We start from the raw sequence: 18,686 nt of genomic DNA on the forward strand, positions 1-18,686 counted from the left end.
GTACTCGCGTCACCCTAGACTGGGAACGTGCTGGAGAATCCCCGATCCCCACGCGTTCGCGCCGTCGCCAAACTCGCCAAACGGGCTGCCCGCGACGAGACGGGCCTGTTCCTTCTCGAGGGCCCGCAGGCGGTGCGCGAAGCCCTCGCCTTCCGACCCGAGAGCATCGTCGAGCTGTTCGCGACCCCGACCGCCCTCGAGCGGCACCAGGATCTGCGAGACGCCGCGGCCGAGGCGGGTCTCGAGATCGAGTACACGTCCGAGCCGGTGCTCGAGGCGATGGCGGATACCGTCACACCGCAGGGGATCGTCGCCGTCGCCCGTCAGTTCCCCACGTCGCTGCGCGATGTGCTGGCAGCCGGCCCTCGCCTGCTCGCGATCTGCGAGGAGGTGCGCGATCCCGGCAACCTCGGAACCATCGTCCGCGCGGCCGACGCGGCGGGCGCCGACGCGGTGGTGCTGACCGGGCGCACGGTCGATCCCTACAACCCGAAGGTGGTCCGCGCGACCACCGGCTCCCTCTTCCACATCGCGCTCGCCCGGGCCGGCGAGCTGGAGACCGCCGTCAGCGCCATCCGCGCGGCGGGGCTCCGCGTCATCGCGGCGGACGTCAAGGGGGAGGACCTCCTCGACGCGCGCGCGGCGGGCCTGCTCGCCCAGCCGACGGCTTGGCTGTTCGGCAACGAGGCGCGAGGCCTGGAGGATGCGGCGCTCGAGCTCGCGGATGCGGCGCTGCGGCTGCCGATCTACGGCAGCGCGGAGTCTCTGAACCTCGCAACCGCCGCGAGTGTGTGCCTCTACGAGTCCGCCTTCGCACAGCGCAGCTGACGCCTCGCCCGGACCGGGCGAACGTTAGAAGTCGGTGAGAGATCCGTCAAGAGGTCGGGTTGCGCGCTGAGGCGATTCATAGTCTGTCCAGATGACGCCTTCGGATGCCGCGCCCCCGACTTCGAACATCACCGTGCGTCGCGGCGACCCGCTGGTCGTCCTCAGCGACGTTCAGAAGCACTACGGCGACTTCCAGGCCCTCACCGATATCGACCTGACCGTCAACCGCGGTGAGGTCGTGGTGGTGATCGGGCCCTCCGGTTCGGGCAAGTCGACGCTGTGCCGCACCATCAACCGGCTCGAGACGATCACGAGCGGCACCATCACGATCGACGGCGAGAAGCTGCCGAGCGAGGGCAAGCAGCTCGCCGCCCTCCGCGCGGACGTCGGCATGGTGTTCCAGTCGTTCAACCTCTTTTCGCACCTCACGATCCTCGAGAACGTCACACTCGGCCCGATCAAGGTCAAGGGCATGAAGCAGGCGGATGCCGTGCGCGAGGCGAAGACGCTTCTCGAGCGCGTCGGCGTCGCGCATCAGGCGAACAAGCTCCCCGCCCAGCTCTCCGGCGGACAGCAGCAGCGCGTCGCGATCGCCCGGGCCCTGGCCATGACGCCGAAGGTCATGCTCTTCGACGAGCCCACCAGCGCCCTGGACCCCGAGATGATCAACGAGGTCCTCGACGTCATGACGTCGCTCGCCGAGTCGGGCATGACCATGATCGTCGTGACGCACGAGATGGGTTTCGCGCGCAAGGCCGCCGACCGCGTCGTCTTCATGGCCGACGGGCGCATCGTCGAAGAGGCCGCGCCCGACACCTTCTTCACCGCCCCCAAGAGCGAAAGGGCGAAGGACTTCCTCTCGAAGCTCATCACCCACTGACCCCCGCACGTTGCTCCCGCACCAATCCCCCCACAGCAAGGAGAGAGAAATGCGCACCACACGACTGACCGCCCTTCTGGGTCTCGCGGCCGTCGCCACCCTCGGCCTCACCGCCTGCAACAGCGGCTCGCCGGCCCCCGGCGGCGCTGCCGGCGGATCGGAGGGCACCGACGAGAGCTCGGTCTGGTTCGAGACCGCCAGCGACGTCTCGCTCGAGGGCAGCCCCACCTTCGACCGCATCACCGAGCGCGGCGGAGTGATCGTGGGAGTCAAGGAGGACCAGCCGGGGCTCGGCTTCCTGGACGTCACGACCAACGAGCGCACCGGATTCGACATCGACATCGCCCGCTGGATCGCCGCATCCCTCGGGTACGGCGAGGAGGACATCACCTTCCAGCCCATCGCCTCGGCGAACCGCGAGCAGGCGATCGTGAACGGCGACATCGACTACTACGTCGGTACCTACTCGATCACCGACAAGCGTAAGGAGCAGATCGACTTCGCCGGCCCCTACTTCATCACGGGCCAGGGTCTGCTCGTCGCCAGCGACAGCGACATCGCCAGCGAGGCGGATCTGGGGCCTGACACCAACGTGTGCTCGGCCACCGGATCCACGCCCATCCAGAACATCAAGGCGAACTTCCCGGGCGTGCCCACGACCGAGTTCGACGTCTACTCGGCCTGCGTCGAGGCGCTGCTGAACGGCCAGGTGGATGCGGTCACCACCGACCAGGCCATCCTGATCGGCTACGCGGCCCTGTACCCGGACGAGCTCAAGGTCGTCGGTGAGCCGTTCAGCGAGGAGCGCTACGGCGTCGGTCTCGAGAAGGGCGACACCGTTCTGCTCGAGCACATCAACGAGATGTTCACCGACGGCGGCGACATCTGGCAGGCCATCTTCGACAAGAACCTCGGCGCGTCCGGGATCACCGTCGAGGAGCCCGCGGTCGACGCAGCCAGCTGACAGACCCTGAGGTGAGGGCGGTCTCTCCGGCGGGACCGCCCTCACCGGCTCACGGTAAGGACCTCTGAGATGAACGTGATCGTCGACAACCTCGACATCTGGGGCATCGCGCTGCGCAACACGTTGCTGCTCTTCTTCGCGGGCGCTCTCATCGCGCTCGTGCTGGGCACGCTCGTGGGTGCCATGCGCGTCTCCCCGGTGCCGATCGCGCGCGCCGTCGGCACGGTGTACGTGAACATCGTGCGCAACACGCCCCTCACGGTCATCTTCTTCTTCTTCGCCTTCGGATACCCCGCGTTGGATCTGCCGAACCCCGGCTACACGGTGCTCGCGATCTGGGCGCTCGGAATTTACACCGCCACGTACGTCGCCGAGGTCCTGCGCTCGGGCATCAACACGGTGCCGGTCGGCCAGGCGGAGGCTGCGCGCGCTCTCGGATTGACGTTCGGGCAGGTGATGACGCTCGTGATCATGCCGCAGGCGTTCCGCTCGGTGGTGCCGCCCATGATGAGCGTGCTCATCGCGCTGCTCAAGAACACGACCATTGCCGCCGGCTTCTCGGTGGCCGAACTCGGGGTGATCCGCGCGAACCTCAGCGAGCGCGGCGAGAACGCGCTCATCGTCCTGTTGTGGGTCGCGGCGATCTTCGTGGTGATGGTGCTGGCGCTCTCGCTGGTCCAGCGACGACTCGAGAACCGATGGAGGGTGGCGCGATGAGCTCCGTTCTGTACGATCTGCCCGGTCGTCGTGCGATCATCCGCAACCGGATCATCGGCGTCATCACCGTGCTCGTCATCCTCGGCCTCGGCGGCTTCGTCGTCTACCGATTCATCGAGACCGGTCAGTTCTCCGCCGAGAAGTGGTACATCTTCACCTTCACGACGGTGTGGGAGCAGATCCTCGCGGCAACGGGCCGCACCTTGGCCGCGTTCGCCGCCGCCGCCGTGGCCTCCATCGTCCTCGGATTCGTCCTCTCGCTGGGTCGTATGTCCGATCACGCCTGGGTGCGCTGGCCGGCCACGGCGATCATCGAGCTGTTCCGCGCGGTACCCGTGCTGATCCTCATGATGCTGCTGTACTACGGGCTTCCCGTCGTGGGCGTGCGCCTCGAGGCCTACTGGGCCGTCGTGATCGCGCTCGCCGTGTACAACGGCTCCGTGCTCGCCGAGGTCATCCGGGCCGGCGTCGAGTCGCTGCCGCGCGGACAGAGCGAGGCGGGGTACGCGCTGGGGCTGCGCAAAGCCGGCGTGATGCGTCTCATCCTTCTCCCGCAGGCCGTCCGGGCGATGCTCCCGGTGATCGTCGCGCAGCTCGTCGTCACCCTGAAGGACACGGCGCTCGGCTACATCATCACCTACAACGAGTTGCTCTACTACGCCCGGCTGATCGGCACGCAGGCGCAGTACGACCGACCGATCCTGCAGGCGGGAATGGTGGCTGCCGCGATCTACATCACCCTGTGTCTCGTGCTCGCCGGCGTCGCCAAGTGGGTCGAGGTCCGCATGCGCTCCTCGCAGCGCGCGGGCCGGGGGCCGCAGGCGGGAGCGGTGGGGCGAGCGACGACCGACACGGAGGTCATCGCGGCGCAGCGAGGCGCAGGGAAGTACGACTCCAGCGCCCTCTGAGCTCAGCGCACGCCGCGCGCGTTCAACGCGTCGCCGAGTTCGTCGGCGTGTTTGAGGGCGACGACGAGGAACGGCACGACGAAGAAGCGGATGCCGCGACCCGCGCCTCGGGCGCGCTGCGCCTCACGAACCTGACGCGCCAGGCCGATGAGGGTGGGAACGGCGCCGAACGCCACGACGAGAAGCAGGGCGGCCCGGCCCGGGTCCCGGCCGATGACGCGCAGAGGTGCCAGCGCGCGTTCGAAGACGCCCAACAGTGCGGTGACGGGGGTCGTGAGGGCGAGCAGCGCTGCCAGGACGATGGCGGAGACGATGCGCACCGTGCCGATCGTCGCCGCCTCCAGGCCGAGGAAGATGACCTGCCCGACGAAGCTCATCACGACGAGCAGTCGAAGCGCCCAGACCTGGCGCGCCAGTTGCGTCCATCCCGTCCCGGGGACCGCGTAGCAGAGCAGGCCGAGTCCGGCAGAGACCGCGCACGAGAGCCACGTGGCGGGCAGGAGCGAGACCACGAGCACAAGGACGAGCAGCAGGAGCGTCTTGCGACCGGCCGGCATCCGATGCCAGGGCCCGGTGCCCGGTCGGTACAGGCTCAGCATCCGAGGCCGGTCGCGTACGAGCGCACCACGTCCCGCGCCTGTCCGACGGCGACCACGCGGCCCTGGGACACGTGGACGGCCACCTCGCAGCGCTCGGCGAGGGCGAGGTCGTGGGTCACGAGGAGCAGACGATGCCCGCTGTCCGCGAAGAGATGGTCTGCCACGATCCGGGCGTTGCGGCCGTCGAGATAGGCGGTGGGCTCGTCGGCGACGACGAGTTCCGGTTCGCGCACGAACGCGCCGCACAGTGCCAGCAGCTGCTTCTGCCCTCCCGACAGGTCGTGCGCCGAGCGGTCGCCGAGGTCGGCGAGCCCGAAACGGGCGAGCGCGGACGCGACCCGGTCCGCCCGCTCCGCGCGACTCGTCCGCTCCCCGCGCAGCGAGAAGGCGACGTCTTCGGCGACGGTCGGCATGACGATCTGCGCGTCGGGATTGCTGAAGACGATCGCCACGCGGCGACGGAGTTCGGCGGCATCGCGGACCGGGTCGAGCCCCAGTACGGCAGCGGTTCCGGTGGTCGGCGGGACCAGTCCGCCGACCGCGCGTGCGAGCGTCGACTTGCCGGAACCGTTGTCGCCGACGACGGCGACCGTGCGGGCATCGAGGTCGAGATCGAGGTCGCGGAGGACATCGACGTCGCCGAGTCGTACTCCGAGTCGCTCCAGGCGGATGGCGCTCACCTCACCACCTCGACGACCATCGCGATCCCCATGCCGCCGCCCACGGATGCGGCGGCGACACCGATGCTCCCGGCGGGGCGTCCGGCGCGCACGAGCCGCGAGAACAGGCGCACGAGCGCCACGGCGCCGCTCGCCCCCCACGGATGACCGAGCGCCAGCGCCCCGCCGTCGGCGCACACCCTGGCGTCGTCGTCGGCGAGTCCGAGCCTGCCCAGCACCGCCAGCGACTGCGCCGCGAACGCCTCGACGATCTCGAACGCCTCGACCTCCGCGAGCGCGGTACCGGATGCGGCCAGGGCTGCCTCGATGGCCGGTGCCGCGCCGAGTCCGGGGTAGGCCGGGTCGACACCGACGACGGCGTGCGCGCGGACGAGCAGCCCCGGCACGTGTGCATGCCGCGCCGCGCTGACGAGGGCGACCGCGGCGGCCCCGTCGCCGATCCGCGTGGCCGTGCCGGCCGTCACGGTCCCGTTGTCACGCAGGGGAGTGAGCCGGGGGAGCAGCGCCAGCGCAGCCCCGACGGCGTCATCGGTGCTCACGCCGTCGATCGGGACGATCTCCGCTGTGAATCGTCCCGACTCCCGGGCAGCGGTCGCGCGTCGGTGACTGCGGGCGGCCGCCGCATCCTGACGCTCACGGTCGATGCCGTCGAGACGGGCGAGGGCGTCGGCGGCGTCGATCATGTCGGGATCGGGCCAGCCGGCGGGGGCGAATGGCGCGCGCTCGAAGGAGAGGCCGTCGATGCGTCGTTCCGGGGCGGTCGAGGCGCTCTCGACCCCGCCCGCCAGCCGAGGGCGCTCGTCGCCGCCGGCGATCGCCTGCGCGGCCTCGATCACCGCGGCCAGTCCGCTGCCGCACTGCCGGTCCACCGTCGCGCCGGGAGTCTGCGCGCCCAAACCGGCGCCCAACGCGGCGAGGCGGGCGGTGTTGCCGCCCGGGCCGCGACAGTTGCCGAGGATGACATCTGCGGCCTCGAACGGTGCGCCGATCGCGCGTGCGGCGTCGTCGGCAGCGGCGCGCAGCACGGGTGCGGCCAGGCGGTCGGCGCTCACCCCTGCCAACGCACGTCCCCGTGTGGTCAGCGCGGAGCGGCGCGCCGACACGATCAGCACGTCAGACACGGGGCACCTCTCCTGAGGCCAGTCGTCGCTCCACCTCGGCGCGAGCGATCTTGCCGGACGAGGTGCGGGCAATCGTACCGGCGAACCACAGGCGCGGCCGGTGGGCCGGCGCGAACAGGCGGTGTGCCGCCGCGCGAAGCGCCGCCGCGTCCACGGCGCCGGGACGCACGGGTTCGATGAGGGCGGCCACGAGTCGACCGACACCGGGCGCGGGCACGCCGACGACGACAGCGTCCGCGACGCCATCCAGGGTGCGCAGGACCCGTTCGATCTCCGACGGGATGACGGTCGCCCCCGCGGTCTGGATGGCGTCGTCCTCCCGCGCCGACACGCGAAGCCGATCGGAGACCATCGCACCGCGATCGCCGACGCTGGCCCACCCCCCGTCGCGCCGCAGCGGACCGGATTCGCCCAGATAACCGATCGCGGCGTAGGGCGAGCGCGCCCAGATGGTGTCGTCGCGCACCGCGACCTCGACTCCGGGAAAGGGACGCAGGCCTTGCCCGTCGTCGTCGTCGTAGGCCACGAACGACAGCTCGGCCGCCCCGTAGTACTCCACGACGCGGATACTGCGGGACTCTGCTTCGGCGCGGACGTCGGCGGGCAGCGTCATCCCTCCGACGAGCGCAGCGCGCAGCATCGGTGCGCCGCCCGAGGCGAGCACCGCGGCGAAGTGGGTCGGGGTGCCGTGGAAGAGGGTCGCGCGGGAGCTGTCGGCGGAGAGTGCGGGTGCGGGGCCGCCGGCCAGCGCGTGGGCGAGGGAGAAGAGCGTCAGCGACGCGCTCGGCGGCGCGGGAAGCAGCACGACGTCTCCGGGAAGCGTGCCCAGGAGCCGCTCCACCGCCGGGAAGGAGTCCGCCCATGACGTGTGCGTGCGCACCACGACACGGGGAGCGGCCGAGCTGCCGGACGTGAGAGCTGCCCACTCCGTGCCGGCGGGCGCGGGCGTGCGAGCGAGGAGCGAAAGGATGCCGGTGCGCACCTCCGGCGGCCAGCGCTCATCGAGCACCAGGGGAACGCGCCCCGACCGTCTCAGCTGATCGAGCCGCGCGAGCGCATCGCGTGCCTCGACCGGAACGATGAAGGCGCTCACGCGGCGGCGGTCGGGCGTGCGCGCCATTGGCGCCGGAAGGCCCGTGGGTATCCGCGCACGAGGGCGCCCACGATCAGGGTCGTCGCGACGACCTTGATCAGATCGCCCGGCAGGAAAACGAGGCTGGACAGTGCCGCCTCTCCGAGCCCGATGCGCAGGACGAGAGCCTGCACCGGGATGCCGACGGCATAGACGACGAGCACTCCTCCCACCAGGGTGCCGAGGAAGGTGCGCCACCAGACCGGGCGACGTCCGGCGAGGTGCACGAGGAGACCTATGACGACGACGCCGACGAGCCAGCCGAGCAGATAGCCGGCCGTGGGACTGAAGAAGACCCCGATGCCGCCGCGCCCTCCGGCGAGGAGCGGGAGGCCCGCGGCGACGAGAACGATCACGGCCGTGACCGAGAGCGCGCCGACGGCCGGCCCGAGGATCGCGCCGGCGAGCATGACACCGAGCGTCTGGGCGGTGATGGGCACGGCGCCGAAGATCGTGAAAGCTCCGGGCAGCCCGAGAACGGCGATCACGGCGGCGAAGATGCCGGCGCGTGCGATGTCGGTGGCGTCGAGCGGGCGCCGCACCGTGGGGGCGAGAACGGTCATGCTTCCTCCTGAACGCCGTTCATGTGAACACTGTTCAGGTACAGTACCCGCATGACGGCCGACGGCTCAAACTCCTCCCGCGCCCCGCGGCGCTCGAAGGCGGACGTCGTGGATGCGGCGCTCGTGCTGCTCGATCGCGTGGGACTGCCGGATCTGTCGATGCGGCGGCTCGCGGACGAGCTCGGCGTCCAGCCGAGCGCCCTGTACTGGCACGTCGAGAACAAACAGGAGCTGCTCGCGGCCGTCAGTGCCCGCATCCTCGCTCCCGTGGCGGAGGGTGCCGTCCTCGCCGCGACATTGCGCCTGGGCGAGGCTGCCCGGGTACTGGGGGAGCGCCTCCACGACCGGCTGCTCGCGCATCGCGACGGTGCCGAGGTCGTGTCCAGTTCTCTTGCGCTCGGTCTCGTCGACTCGCCCCTGCACCTGGTGCTCGTGCAACGGTATGCGGATGCGGGCCACGCCGCGGCCGTCATGGCGGACGCGGTCACGCACTTCGTCGTCGGCTACACCTTCCACGAGCAGCAGCGCACCGCCGCCGATGCGTTCGGGGTCGTCGCGCGTGCTGCCGCGCTCGCGCCGGACGACGTGACGAGCCGGCGCCCGGATCCCTTCGCCGCGGCGCTCACGCTCATCACCGCCGGGGCGGATCTCCCTGCCGCTTCGGAGCCCTCAGCGCGCCGGTAGACTCGATCACCGTGTCCGACGCACCCCAGAACGAGATCACGCCCGATGCGGTGAGCGCCGCGGTCGACGAGGCCCTGGCCGCCATCGCGGCAGCTGCCGACTCCGCCGCCCTGAAGACCGCGCGCAGCGCCCACGCCGGAGACGGCTCGCCCCTCGCGCGACTCAACGCCCGCCTGCGCGACGTCCCGAACGAGCGCAAGGCCGAGTTCGGCAAGCTCGTCGGTCAGGCCCGAGGCCGCGTGAACCAGGCGCTCGCCGCCCGCGAGGCGGAGATCGAGACGGCCGAAACGGCGGCGCGCCTGGAAGCCGAGCGCGTCGACATCACGGCGATCCCGGTCCGCACGCGCGTCGGTGCGCGGCATCCGCTGACCCTCCTGCAGGAGCAGATCGGCGACATCTTCGTCGGAATGGGCTGGGAGATCGCGGAAGGGCCGGAGCTCGAGCACGAGTGGTTCAACTTCGACGCGCTCAACTTCGACGTCGATCACCCGGCGCGCCAGATGCAGGACACGTTCTTCGTCGACCCCGTCGATCGCCACCTGGTCATGCGTACCCACACGAGCCCCGTGCAGGTGCGGTCGATGCTCGAGCGCGAGCTTCCGATCTACGTCGTCTGCCCCGGCCGGGTCTATCGCACGGACGAGTTCGACGCCACACACCTCCCGGTCTTCAGCCAGTTCGAAGGACTCGTCATCGACAAGGGCATCACCATGGCGCACCTGAAGGGCACACTCGACCACGTCGCGCGCCAGCTGTTCGGGCCGGAGGCGAAGACGCGCTTCCGCGCCAACTACTTCCCCTTCACCGAGCCCAGCGCCGAGCTCGATCTCTGGCACCCCACCTTCAAAGGCGGCGCCCGATGGATCGAGTGGGGCGGTTGCGGCATGGTCAACCCCAACGTCCTGCGCGCCGCGGGCATCGACCCGCAGGAGTACTCAGGGTTCGCGTTCGGCATGGGTATCGAACGCACCCTGATGTTCCGCAGCGACGTTCAGGACATGCGGGACATGGCCGAGGGCGATGTGCGATTCAGCGAGCAGTTCGGGATGGTGGTGTGATGCGCGTTCCGCTGTCGTGGTTGCGTGAGTTCGTCGAGGTTCCCTCCCAGGCCTCTCCCGAGGACGTCCTGGCCGCCTTCGTGCGCGTCGGCTTCGAGGAGGAGGACGTCCACCGCTTCGAGCTGCAGGGACCGATCGTCGTGGGCGAGGTGCTCTCCTTCGAGGAGGAGCCGCAGTCCAACGGCAAGACGATCCGCTGGTGCCAGGTGCGCGTCGCCCCGGCGGGCGAGACGGCGGCCGACGGCGGAGCCGACATCCACGGCATCGTCTGCGGCGCGCACAACTTCTTCCCCGGTGACAAGGTCGTCGTGACACTGCCCGGTGCGGTGCTTCCCGGGCCCTTCCCGATCGCGGCGCGCAAGACCTACGGTCACGTGTCCGACGGCATGATCGCCTCCGCGAAGGAACTGGGGCTCGGCAGCGAGCACTCCGGCATCCTCCGCCTCGTCGAGCTCGGCATCGACGCGCCCGTCGGAACCGATGCGATCTCGTTGCTGGGTCTCGACGACATCGCCGTCGACATCAACGTGACCCCGGATCGCGGCTACGCGCTGTCGATCCGCGGCGCGGCGCGCGAGTACTCGCACGCCACCGGCGCGGCCTTCCGCGATCCCGCCGATCGCCCGATCGACGAGCCGGGAACGGGCTTCCCGCTCGCCGTGAACGACGAGAACCCGATCCGCGGCCGCGCGGGCGTCACGGAGTTCGTCGCCCGCGTCGTGCGCGGCGTCGACGCCTCCCGCCCCACGCCGCCGTGGATGATCACGCGGCTGACGCTCGCCGGCATCCGTTCGCTCGGCATCCTGATCGACATCACGAACTACGTCATGCTCGAGCTCGGCAACCCGATCCACGGCTACGACCTCGACAAGCTGACCGGCGGGATCACCGTGCGCAGGGCGCGGGCGGGGGAGAAGCTGGAGACCCTCGACGGGACGGTCCGCACGCTCGACACCGAGGACCTGCTGATCACCGACGACTCGGGTCCCATCGGCCTCGCTGGCGTCATGGGCGGCGCCGCCACCGAGATGAGCGATGCCACCACGAACGTCCTGATCGAGGCGGCGATCTTCGACCAGGTCTCGATCGCCCGTACCGCGAGGCGCCACAAGCTGCCGTCGGAGGCGTCACGCCGCTTCGAGCGCGGCGTCGACCCTGCGGTGCCCTACGCGGCCGCGCAGCGCGTGGTCGAGCTCATGGTGCAGTACGCCGGCGGCACCGCCGACGCGACCGGTGCCGCGCTCGGGGCGGAGTTGGAGCGAGAGGCGATCGCGCTCGAGTACGACTTCGTGCCGGGTCTGATCGGCGTCGACTACACGCGCGCGCAGATCGTCGCCGCCCTCGAGTTGATCGGTGCCACGGTGCACGACACCGGCGCGGCCTGGTTCGTCGATGCGCCCACGTGGCGCCCCGACCTGACGGACGCGTGGACGCTCGCGGAGGAGGTCGCCCGCATCGAGGGCTACGACCGCATCCCCTCGGTGCTGCCGGTCGCCCCCTCGGGGCGCGGGTGGACCGCGGCGCAGCAGGGCCGGCGGCGCGTCTCCAACGCGCTCGCCGCAGCCGGGTACGTCGAGACGCCCTCGTTCCCGTTCGTCGCGCGCGAGCAGAACGATCTCCACGGCAGCCCCGACGGCTCGTCGCTGCCGAGCATCAAGCTCGCCAACGCGCTCGACTCGCAGGCGGCGTATCTCCGCCGCTCACTGGTGCCGGGCCTGCTTCAGGTCGCGCACCGCAACGTCGCCCGCGGACTCGTGGATCTGAGTCTGTTCGAGGCCGGGTCCGTCTTCCTTCCGGAACCGGGGGTCGCGTACGGCACCTCGTTCGTCCCGCCGCTGGCGGTGCGCCCGGATGCGGCGACGCTCGCTCAGCTGGACGGCTCGATCCCGCCGCAGCGCCGCCACGTGGCCGTTCTCGTGGCGGGCGCCGTCGCACCCAAGCAGCCGGGCCGCGCTGCGGAGGCCGCGGGCCTGACCGAGGCGCTCGACGCGGTGCGCGTGATCGCGGCCGCAGCCGGTGTCGAGGTGACGATCGCGCAGGGCCAGCGCGCTGCCCTGCATCCCGGTCGCACCGGCATCGTCTCGGTCGAAGGCACCGCCGTCGGTTATGTGGGAGAGCTGCTGCCCGCCGTCTCCGAGGCCGCCGATCTGCCGGGTCGCATCACGGTCGCCGAACTGGACCTCGACCTCCTCGTCGAGATCGCGGGTTCCCGCGTCGTCGCCGCATCGCTGTCGGGGTACCCCGCGGCGACGCAGGACGTCTCGCTCGTGGTTCCCGCCGACGTCGCTGCCGCGGATGTGAGCACCGCGCTCGTCGACGGAGCCGGTGCTCTTCTCGAGTCGGCGCGGCTCGTGGACGACTACCGCGGCCAGGGTGTGGATCAGGGATCGAAGAGCCTGACCTTCGCGCTGCGCTTCCGCGCCGAGGACCGCACGCTGACCTCCGCCGAGGCGACCGACGCGAAGCTTGCCGGTGTGGCGATCGCCGCCGAGCGGTTCGGAGCCGTCCTGCGCGACTGAGCACCGTCGCTCCGGGCGTCACATGCCGTGGCGTCCGGGACGGTGCCGCTACCCTGAGCACGTGCACGCGCGGAGATGCGCGTGCCCGGGGGAAGGGCGCCTGGGGATGTCATCGTTTCTCTTCCGCGTGGGCCGCTTCGCCGTGCGCGCGCGCTGGGCGGTCATCGCGACCTGGCTCGTGCTCGCAATCGGGGGCGGCGTGCTCGCGCAGGCGCTCGGCGGCACGCTCGCGTCGACGTTCGAGATCCCCGGCACGCCGTCGCAGCAGGCGCTGGATCAGCTGCAGCAGCGCCTGCCGCAGCTGAGCGGCGCGAGCGCGCGCGTGGTCATCGTCGCGCCCAGCGGCAGCACGATCACCGCCGAGGCGGATGTGATCTCGACGGCGTGCGAAGACCTCGCCGTGGTCGACGGCGTGGCGGGCGTCACATGTCCCGTCGCGATGTCGGCATCGGGGAGCACCCCCGCATCCGCAGGAGAACCTGCGCAGATCTCGCGCACCGGCGGGATGGCGTTCATCACCGTACAGCTGCGCGTCGCCGCCACCGATATCGACGACGCCCTCGTTGCGGCGATCGAGAAGGCCGCGCAGCCGGCCGCATCCGGCGGGGCGACGCTGGCCTACTCGGGGCTGGTGGCGAGCGCGGCGGGCGGTGTGGACTGGACAGAGATCGCAGGCATGGCGATCGCCTTCATCGTGCTGGCGATCACCTTCGGCGCCGTCGTGGCCGCGGGCGTCCCGCTGGTGACAGCGGTCATCGGTGTGACCGTCGCGTCCAGCTCGATCCTCATCGTCGCGGCCTTCGCGCCCGTCTCGTCCACGGCGCCGCTGCTGGCGACCATGCTCGGGCTGGCCGTCGGCATCGACTACGCGTTGCTGATCGTCTCGCGCCACCGGTCGCAGCTGGCCGAGGGGATGGATGCGCGCGAGTCGATCGCCGTCGCGATCGCGACCGCAGGGACCGCCGTCGTGTTCGCGGGGCTCACGGTCATGATCGCGCTGCTCGGTCTTGCCGTGGCGGGGATCCCGTTCCTCACCGTCATGGGGTTGGGGGCGGCGGGCGCGGTGCTGGCCGCGCTGGCGGTCGCCGTCACGCTCCTGCCTGCGGTGCTCGCGGTTCTGGGCCGCGCGGTGCGTCCCCGGGAGCGGCGTCGCCCGAGGACGCGGCTCCCACGCCCGCCTGCCTGGGTGCGGCTCGCAACCCGGGTGCCGGCGGCAACGATCGGAGTCGTCGTGGTCGCCCTGACGGTGGTCGCTACACCGGCGCTGAGCCTGCGGCTGACCCTGCCGGATGCGGGGTACGACCCCCCGTCGTCGCCGGCGCGCATCGCCTACGACCTGCTCGACGAGGGCTTCGGCCCCGGGTTCAACGGCCCGTTGCTCATCACCGCGGACATCTCCGCCACCCTGGACGTACAAGACGCGCTCGACGCGCTCGATGACGCCTTCTCGGACCTCCCCGACGTCGCGGTCGTCTCGAAGGCTTTCACGAACGAGGCCGTGGACCTCGCCGTCCTCAGCATCACCCCGGCGAGCTCGCCCTCCTCCGACGCCACCACGAACCTCGTGCAGAGGCTGCGCGATGGCGAGCCCGCCTTCGCCGCCGCGCACGGCTTCGGATACGCGGTGACGGGACAGACGGCCCTCGCGATCGACATCTCCGACCGCCTGGGCGCGGCGCTGCTGCCCTTCGGCATCGTCGTGGTGGGGCTGTGCCTCGTGCTGCTGACGATCATGTTCCGCTCGATCGCGGTGCCGCTCTCGGCGACGCTGGGGTATCTGCTGTCGGTCGTCGCAGCCCTCGGTGTGACCTCCGCCGTGTTCGAGTGGGGATGGGGCGCAGATCTGCTCGGGGTGGGCAAGGTCGGTCCCGTCATCAGCTTCCTCCCGATCCTCGTCATGGCGGTGCTGTTCGGCCTGGCGATGGACTATCACGTCTTCCTCGTCTCACGGATGCGGGAGCAGTACGCGACGACGGGAGACGCCCACGGCGCCGTCCTCGGCGGGTTCAGCGCCTCGGCCCGGGTCGTGACGGCCGCGGCGCTGATCATGTTCTCGGTGTTCTTCTCGTTCGTGCCGGGAGGCAGCGCGATCATCCAACCGCTGGCGACCGCGCTCGCCGCCGGTGTGCTGATCGACGCCTTCGTCGTGCGGATGACCCTCATCCCGGCGGTCATGGCGCTGCTGGGGCATCGGGCGTGGTGGCTGCCGGCGTGGCTCGGCCGTGTGCTGCCCGACGCCGACATCGAGGGCGAGGCCGTCGAGCGGATGCGGGCGCAGCGCACCTGGCTGGCCGGGCGTGCGGACGGCGGGGCCGCAGGCGACGGTGTGCTCGCCCACGGCGTTCGGATCGACGGCGAGGATGTCTCCGATGTCGCCGCGCCGCGCGGATCGGTCGTGCTGGTGGAGGGTACCGCCGCGGTCGCCGCGCGTTTCGTGGCCGCCGTCGCCGGCCGTACGGCGGATCTCGAGGGCGATCTCGTCGTCCACGGACGCGTGCTGCCCTTCGAACGGGCGGCGGTCGCCTCCCAGGCCGCGTATGTGCCCGCCGCTCCCGAACGAGCAGACGCGAGCTCGCTGGCGGAGCACCTGCGCCGAAGCCTCCGCGCAGACGGCGTCGGTGTTCTTCGGGCGCACGACGCGGTGATCCGCGCCGCAGCGACGTTCGACGCACTGCTGGCGGTGGTGTCGGGGACGTCGGCGCAGGACGTGAGTGAGAGGACGCCGATGGGACAGCTCAGTGACGCCGAACGCTGGGCCGCCGATGTGGCCGTCGCCGCGACCAGCGGGCTCGCGCTCGTGGCGATCGACCTCGGCGACCGCGCCGATGCGCAGGCCCTGGCGCAGATCGTGGTCAGCGCGATCGAGCCGGGCATCACGATCATCCTCGGCTCCAGTGGAGCCGTTCTCGATGCGTCGCCGGAGAGGCCCGTCATCCGCGTCGATGCGCTCGCGCTGGCGGCGAGCGAAGGAGGACGTCGATGACGACCGTGTGGAGCATGATCGCCGCCCCCGCTCGCGGCCAGCGGCGCTGGCAGCTCGCCGCTGTGCTCATCCTGGTCGTGCTTGCGCCGCTGGCGATCGTGCTGACCCTCGTGCCCCAGGCCGACGAGCGCCCTCCCGTGGCGCTGGTCAACCAGGACTCCCCGATCCTGACCGGACCCACGCCGGTGGCGGCGGGCAAGCTCCTGACCGAGAACCTCATCACCTCGGTCCCCTCCGTGAACTGGGTGCTCACCGATGCGCAGACCGCGAGCGAGTCGCTCGCGGACGGCGACGTGCTCGCGACCGTCACGATCCCGTCCGACTTCTCGGCGCACGTGATGACGATCGGCTCCGGCGCGCCGCAGCAGGCGGAGCTGACGGTGCAGACCAGCACGCAGCACGGCTACCTCGGCGGCATCGTCGCCGAGGCGCTGTCGGCGAGTCTGCCCGCCGGCGTCGCGGCCCAGCTCACCCAGCAGTACGTCACCGGAACGCTCACGGCGATGTCGCAGATCGGCTCCGGCATGGACCAGATGGCTCAGGGCGCCTCCGCGATCACCGGCGGGCTCACCCAGGCGCAGAGCGGTGCAAGCGCGCTGCAGACCTACACGCTCCAGTTGGCGGACGGACTGCGAACCATGGACGGTGTGCTCTCGGAGCTGCCCAGGGGCGCGCGAGGGCTCGGAGACCTCACGGCTGCCGGGGCCGCCGCGTCGGGCGATCTCTCACTGCGTCTGGCAGAGCGCGCGCTCGAGGCGGGCGTGGCCGACGCCGCGCAACAGGACGTGCAGACCCGCCTCGCCGCGCTCGCCGCCTTCTCGGCGCAGTTGACGCCGTCTCAGCAACAGGAGTTCGCGGCGCTGTTGGCCCCCACGAAGGATGCGGCAGACGGCGTCTCGGCACTGTTGGCCGGCCAGGCCGATGCGCTCGGCAAGGATGCGGAGACCGCGGCCGCCGTCGCCGTCGGCGCGGGCGCGATCTCGGCGGTCAGCGGCCCCGTGGCGGACGGCCTCGGCCGGCTGTCGGACGCGCTGGGATCCGCCGCATCCGGGGCGGACGGACTCGCGCAGGGAAACGGTCAGCTCGCCGGTGCGCTCGCGACCTTGGGACAGGGGAGCGGTCAGCTCGCCGCAGGACTCGACGCGGCGCAGGCGGCGATTCCCCGGTACGACACCGACCAGCAGAAGCAGATCGCCCAGGTGGTCGCGAGACCGATCGGCGTCGACAGCACGGCGACGACCGGACCCCGCAGTGCCGTCGCCTCGGCGATGGCCGCTTTCGGGCCGGTGGCGCTGTGGATCGGAGCGATCGGCGTGATGCTCGCGCTGCTGCCCTTCGCTCGTTCGGCGCTGACCTCCTCCGCATCCGCGGTGCGACTCGCGCGCTCCGCGGCGGTGGTCATCGTGACCGTCGCTCTCGCGCAAGCGGTCCTCGTCTGGGCCGCGGTCGCGCTGTCGGGTGTGGCGCCCGAGCGTGCGCTGGTGGCGGCGGGACTGACGGCTGTCGCCGCCGTCGCGTTCGCGCTCGTGCACCAGGGGCTGGTCGCCTTCCTTCCACGCGCCGGTCTCATCGTCTCGCTCGTGCTGCTGGGACTTCAGGTGATCGCGGCGGGCACGCTGTCGGCGCCGGGAACCACGCCCGCCGCGACGGGTCCGCTGACGAGCCTCCCCTTGAGCCTCGCCCTGCAGGGGACGCAGGCACTCGTGGGAGGTTCGCTGCACGCGGTGCTGGACGCCGCGATCGGGTTGGCGCTGTGGGGTGCCGTCGGTGCGCTCGCGACGGTGCTCGCGATACGCCGCGCTCGCGCACTGGCGCTCGCCGCATCCGTTCTTGCCCGCGCCTGAGCCCACAAGCTCCGCTCAGCGGCCGCCCCAGTTCCAGGCGGGCACGTCGAGGAAGCCCTGTCCCTCCACGAACGTCCCCTCGATCGTGCGCGCGAGCCGGTGGGCCAGGGCGCCCGCGTCCGCCAGCCGGTGTGCGAGCTCGGCGGCGTGGGTCACCACGATCACCTGGGTGCGCGCGGACGCGGAGACGATGAGCTGCGCCAGCGGGTCCAGGAGGCTCTCGTGCAGACTCGCCTCCGGCTCGTTGAGCACGATGAGCGGTCCCGGGGCTGCCGGCAGGAGCGCAGCGCACAGCAGCAGATATCGCAGGATGCCGTCGCTGACCTCGGCGACGTCGAGCGCGCGCAGCAGCCCGGGCTGGCGAAGCCGCATCCTCAGCCGTCCGTCTTCTGCGTCGATCTGCACGCGCATCCCCGGGAAGGCGCGATCGAGCTCCGCGTCGAGGGCGTCGCCCGCGCCCGATTCGCGCACGCTCGCCCACAGTGCCGCGACGTTCTCCCCGCCGTGGGAGAGCGCGCGTGCGCGCGTGCCCACCTGCGGGATACGCGCCGGCGCGTCCGCATCCACGCGGAAGTGGTCGTAGAAGCGCCAGTTCGCGAGCGTGCGCCGCAGCGACAGCAGCTCGGGCCCGGTATCGCCGTCGGCCAGGTCGACGAGGATGCTCTCGAACGGGGACAACGTCTGATCCAGCGTGATCCAGGCATCCTCGCGCACGCGTGTCGCGCCCCGGCGGCGATCGATGAGCAGAGTCGAGGGCTTCGCGACCGCGCCGGCGAACACCTGCTCGCGCTTGATCTCCGGGTCGCGGGAGAAGAGGCTCCGGCCGTCGGTCTGCGGCAGTCCGAGATCCACGAGATACCCGAGCTCGTCGGAGGCGAAGCCCAACTGCACGGCGACGGGATCCCGCCGCACGGTGCCCTCACCCCCGCCGTCCTCGGGCCCTGCCCACAGCAGGGACGACAGCCCGCCCTCCCGCGCGACGGCTTCGACCATGCCGCCGGTGGCGGCCCCCGCGAGGAGCCGCAGAGCCCGGTAGAGGTTGGATTTTCCGGTGCCGTTCGTGCCGGTGACGACCGTCAGCCCGCCCAGCGGCACGACGACGTCGCGGAGCGAGCGGTACCCGGAGACGGCGATGGTCTGCAGCATCGCTCCAGTCTGGCGGGAGTCTCCGACGCGCGCCGAGTTGCGGATGCGGTGCGCACGCCG

General features: G+C 71.3%; 16 protein-coding genes. 10 read left to right on the forward strand and 6 right to left on the reverse strand.

Annotation, left to right across the window (positions count from 1 at the left end):
- Nucleotides 1–27: 27 nt before the first annotated feature.
- The 5 genes from ACYVJS_RS01315 (at nt 28) to ACYVJS_RS01335 (ending at nt 4,297) form a co-directional block, all read left to right on the forward strand.
- Nucleotides 28–828: a TrmH family RNA methyltransferase gene (locus ACYVJS_RS01315; protein WP_460737015.1), complete on the forward strand. Its 801-nt coding sequence runs from the start codon at nt 28–30 to the stop codon at nt 826–828.
- A gap of 91 nt (nt 829–919) precedes the next feature.
- Nucleotides 920–1,708 (forward strand): amino acid ABC transporter ATP-binding protein, encoded by a 789-nt coding sequence (locus ACYVJS_RS01320; RefSeq protein ID WP_460737017.1) that lies wholly within the window; start codon nt 920–922, stop codon nt 1,706–1,708.
- A gap of 49 nt (nt 1,709–1,757) precedes the next feature.
- Nucleotides 1,758–2,672, forward strand: a complete 915-nt coding sequence (locus tag ACYVJS_RS01325; RefSeq protein ID WP_460737019.1) for a glutamate ABC transporter substrate-binding protein — start codon at nt 1,758–1,760, stop codon at nt 2,670–2,672.
- Nucleotides 2,673–2,741: 69 nt separating this feature from the next.
- Nucleotides 2,742–3,389, forward strand: a complete 648-nt coding sequence (locus tag ACYVJS_RS01330) for an amino acid ABC transporter permease (RefSeq protein WP_460737021.1) — start codon at nt 2,742–2,744, stop codon at nt 3,387–3,389.
- Nucleotides 3,386–4,297, forward strand: coding sequence for an amino acid ABC transporter permease (locus ACYVJS_RS01335; protein WP_460737023.1), 912 nt, complete (start codon nt 3,386–3,388; stop codon nt 4,295–4,297). The genes ACYVJS_RS01330 and ACYVJS_RS01335 overlap by 4 nt, the downstream gene beginning before the upstream one ends.
- Before the next feature lie 2 nt (nt 4,298–4,299).
- Here the strand turns inward: ACYVJS_RS01335 and ACYVJS_RS01340 are convergent, their stop codons facing one another.
- From ACYVJS_RS01340 to ACYVJS_RS01360, 5 genes are read right to left on the reverse strand one after another with little or no spacing between them, the layout of a single operon-like run.
- Nucleotides 4,300–4,896: an energy-coupling factor transporter transmembrane component T family protein gene (locus ACYVJS_RS01340; protein ID WP_460737025.1), complete on the reverse strand. Its 597-nt coding sequence runs from the start codon at nt 4,894–4,896 to the stop codon at nt 4,300–4,302.
- Nucleotides 4,890–5,576: an energy-coupling factor ABC transporter ATP-binding protein gene (locus tag ACYVJS_RS01345; protein WP_460737027.1), complete on the reverse strand. Its 687-nt coding sequence runs from the start codon at nt 5,574–5,576 to the stop codon at nt 4,890–4,892. The genes ACYVJS_RS01340 and ACYVJS_RS01345 overlap by 7 nt, the downstream gene beginning before the upstream one ends.
- The gene (locus ACYVJS_RS01350; RefSeq protein ID WP_460737029.1) at nt 5,573–6,697 is read right to left on the reverse strand and encodes a thiolase family protein; all 1,125 of its coding nucleotides are present in this window, start codon (nt 6,695–6,697) and stop codon (nt 5,573–5,575) included. The genes ACYVJS_RS01345 and ACYVJS_RS01350 overlap by 4 nt, the downstream gene beginning before the upstream one ends.
- Nucleotides 6,690–7,790: an AMP-binding protein gene (locus tag ACYVJS_RS01355; RefSeq protein WP_460737031.1), complete on the reverse strand. Its 1,101-nt coding sequence runs from the start codon at nt 7,788–7,790 to the stop codon at nt 6,690–6,692. The genes ACYVJS_RS01350 and ACYVJS_RS01355 overlap by 8 nt, the downstream gene beginning before the upstream one ends.
- A complete protein-coding gene (locus ACYVJS_RS01360) occupies nt 7,787–8,392 on the reverse strand; it encodes a biotin transporter BioY (protein ID WP_460737033.1) in 606 nt (201 codons plus the stop codon). Before ACYVJS_RS01360 ends, ACYVJS_RS01355 begins: the two co-directional genes overlap by 4 nt.
- 51 nt (nt 8,393–8,443) lie before the next feature.
- Between ACYVJS_RS01360 and ACYVJS_RS01365 the strand changes: the two genes are divergently transcribed.
- From ACYVJS_RS01365 to ACYVJS_RS01385, 5 genes are all read left to right on the forward strand, one after another.
- Nucleotides 8,444–9,076 (forward strand): TetR family transcriptional regulator, encoded by a 633-nt coding sequence (locus ACYVJS_RS01365; protein WP_460737035.1) that lies wholly within the window; start codon nt 8,444–8,446, stop codon nt 9,074–9,076.
- 11 nt (nt 9,077–9,087) lie between these two features.
- On the forward strand, nt 9,088–10,134 hold the full coding sequence (gene pheS / locus ACYVJS_RS01370; RefSeq protein ID WP_460737037.1) for a phenylalanine--tRNA ligase subunit alpha: 1,047 nt from the start codon (nt 9,088–9,090) through the stop codon (nt 10,132–10,134).
- On the forward strand, nt 10,134–12,653 hold the full coding sequence (gene pheT / locus ACYVJS_RS01375; protein WP_460737039.1) for a phenylalanine--tRNA ligase subunit beta: 2,520 nt from the start codon (nt 10,134–10,136) through the stop codon (nt 12,651–12,653). Before pheS ends, pheT begins: the two co-directional genes overlap by 1 nt.
- Nucleotides 12,654–12,759: 106 nt before the next feature.
- Complete coding sequence (locus tag ACYVJS_RS01380) at nt 12,760–15,636, forward strand: MMPL family transporter (RefSeq protein WP_460737041.1); 2,877 nt, start codon at nt 12,760–12,762, stop codon at nt 15,634–15,636.
- Complete coding sequence (locus tag ACYVJS_RS01385; RefSeq protein ID WP_460737043.1) at nt 15,633–17,480, forward strand: YhgE/Pip domain-containing protein; 1,848 nt, start codon at nt 15,633–15,635, stop codon at nt 17,478–17,480. The genes ACYVJS_RS01380 and ACYVJS_RS01385 overlap by 4 nt, the downstream gene beginning before the upstream one ends.
- A 15-nt stretch (nt 17,481–17,495) precedes the next feature.
- Here the strand turns inward: ACYVJS_RS01385 and ACYVJS_RS01390 are convergent, their stop codons facing one another.
- The gene (locus ACYVJS_RS01390; RefSeq protein ID WP_460737045.1) at nt 17,496–18,626 is read right to left on the reverse strand and encodes an AAA family ATPase; all 1,131 of its coding nucleotides are present in this window, start codon (nt 18,624–18,626) and stop codon (nt 17,496–17,498) included.
- Nucleotides 18,627–18,686: the final 60 nt, after the last annotated feature.

The sequence above is a fragment of the Microbacterium neimengense genome, assembly GCF_054782995.1.

Bases quoted from the DNA above. Each gene is read 5' to 3' on its own strand.
- ACYVJS_RS01330 (WP_460737021.1), top strand. From the start codon at position 2,742: ATGAACGTGATCGTCGACAACCTCGACATCTGGGGCATCGCGCTGCGC.
- ACYVJS_RS01380 (WP_460737041.1), top strand. From the start codon at position 12,760: ATGTCATCGTTTCTCTTCCGCGTGGGCCGCTTCGCCGTGCGCGCGCGC.
- ACYVJS_RS01365 (WP_460737035.1), top strand. From the start codon at position 8,444: ATGACGGCCGACGGCTCAAACTCCTCCCGCGCCCCGCGGCGCTCGAAG.
- ACYVJS_RS01385 (WP_460737043.1), top strand. From the start codon at position 15,633: ATGACGACCGTGTGGAGCATGATCGCCGCCCCCGCTCGCGGCCAGCGG.
- ACYVJS_RS01320 (WP_460737017.1), top strand. From the start codon at position 920: ATGACGCCTTCGGATGCCGCGCCCCCGACTTCGAACATCACCGTGCGT.
- pheT (WP_460737039.1), top strand. From the start codon at position 10,134: ATGCGCGTTCCGCTGTCGTGGTTGCGTGAGTTCGTCGAGGTTCCCTCC.
- ACYVJS_RS01360 (WP_460737033.1), bottom strand. From the start codon at position 8,392: ATGACCGTTCTCGCCCCCACGGTGCGGCGCCCGCTCGACGCCACCGAC.
- ACYVJS_RS01325 (WP_460737019.1), top strand. From the start codon at position 1,758: ATGCGCACCACACGACTGACCGCCCTTCTGGGTCTCGCGGCCGTCGCC.
- ACYVJS_RS01390 (WP_460737045.1), bottom strand. From the start codon at position 18,626: ATGCTGCAGACCATCGCCGTCTCCGGGTACCGCTCGCTCCGCGACGTC.
- ACYVJS_RS01340 (WP_460737025.1), bottom strand. From the start codon at position 4,896: ATGCTGAGCCTGTACCGACCGGGCACCGGGCCCTGGCATCGGATGCCG.
- ACYVJS_RS01335 (WP_460737023.1), top strand. From the start codon at position 3,386: ATGAGCTCCGTTCTGTACGATCTGCCCGGTCGTCGTGCGATCATCCGC.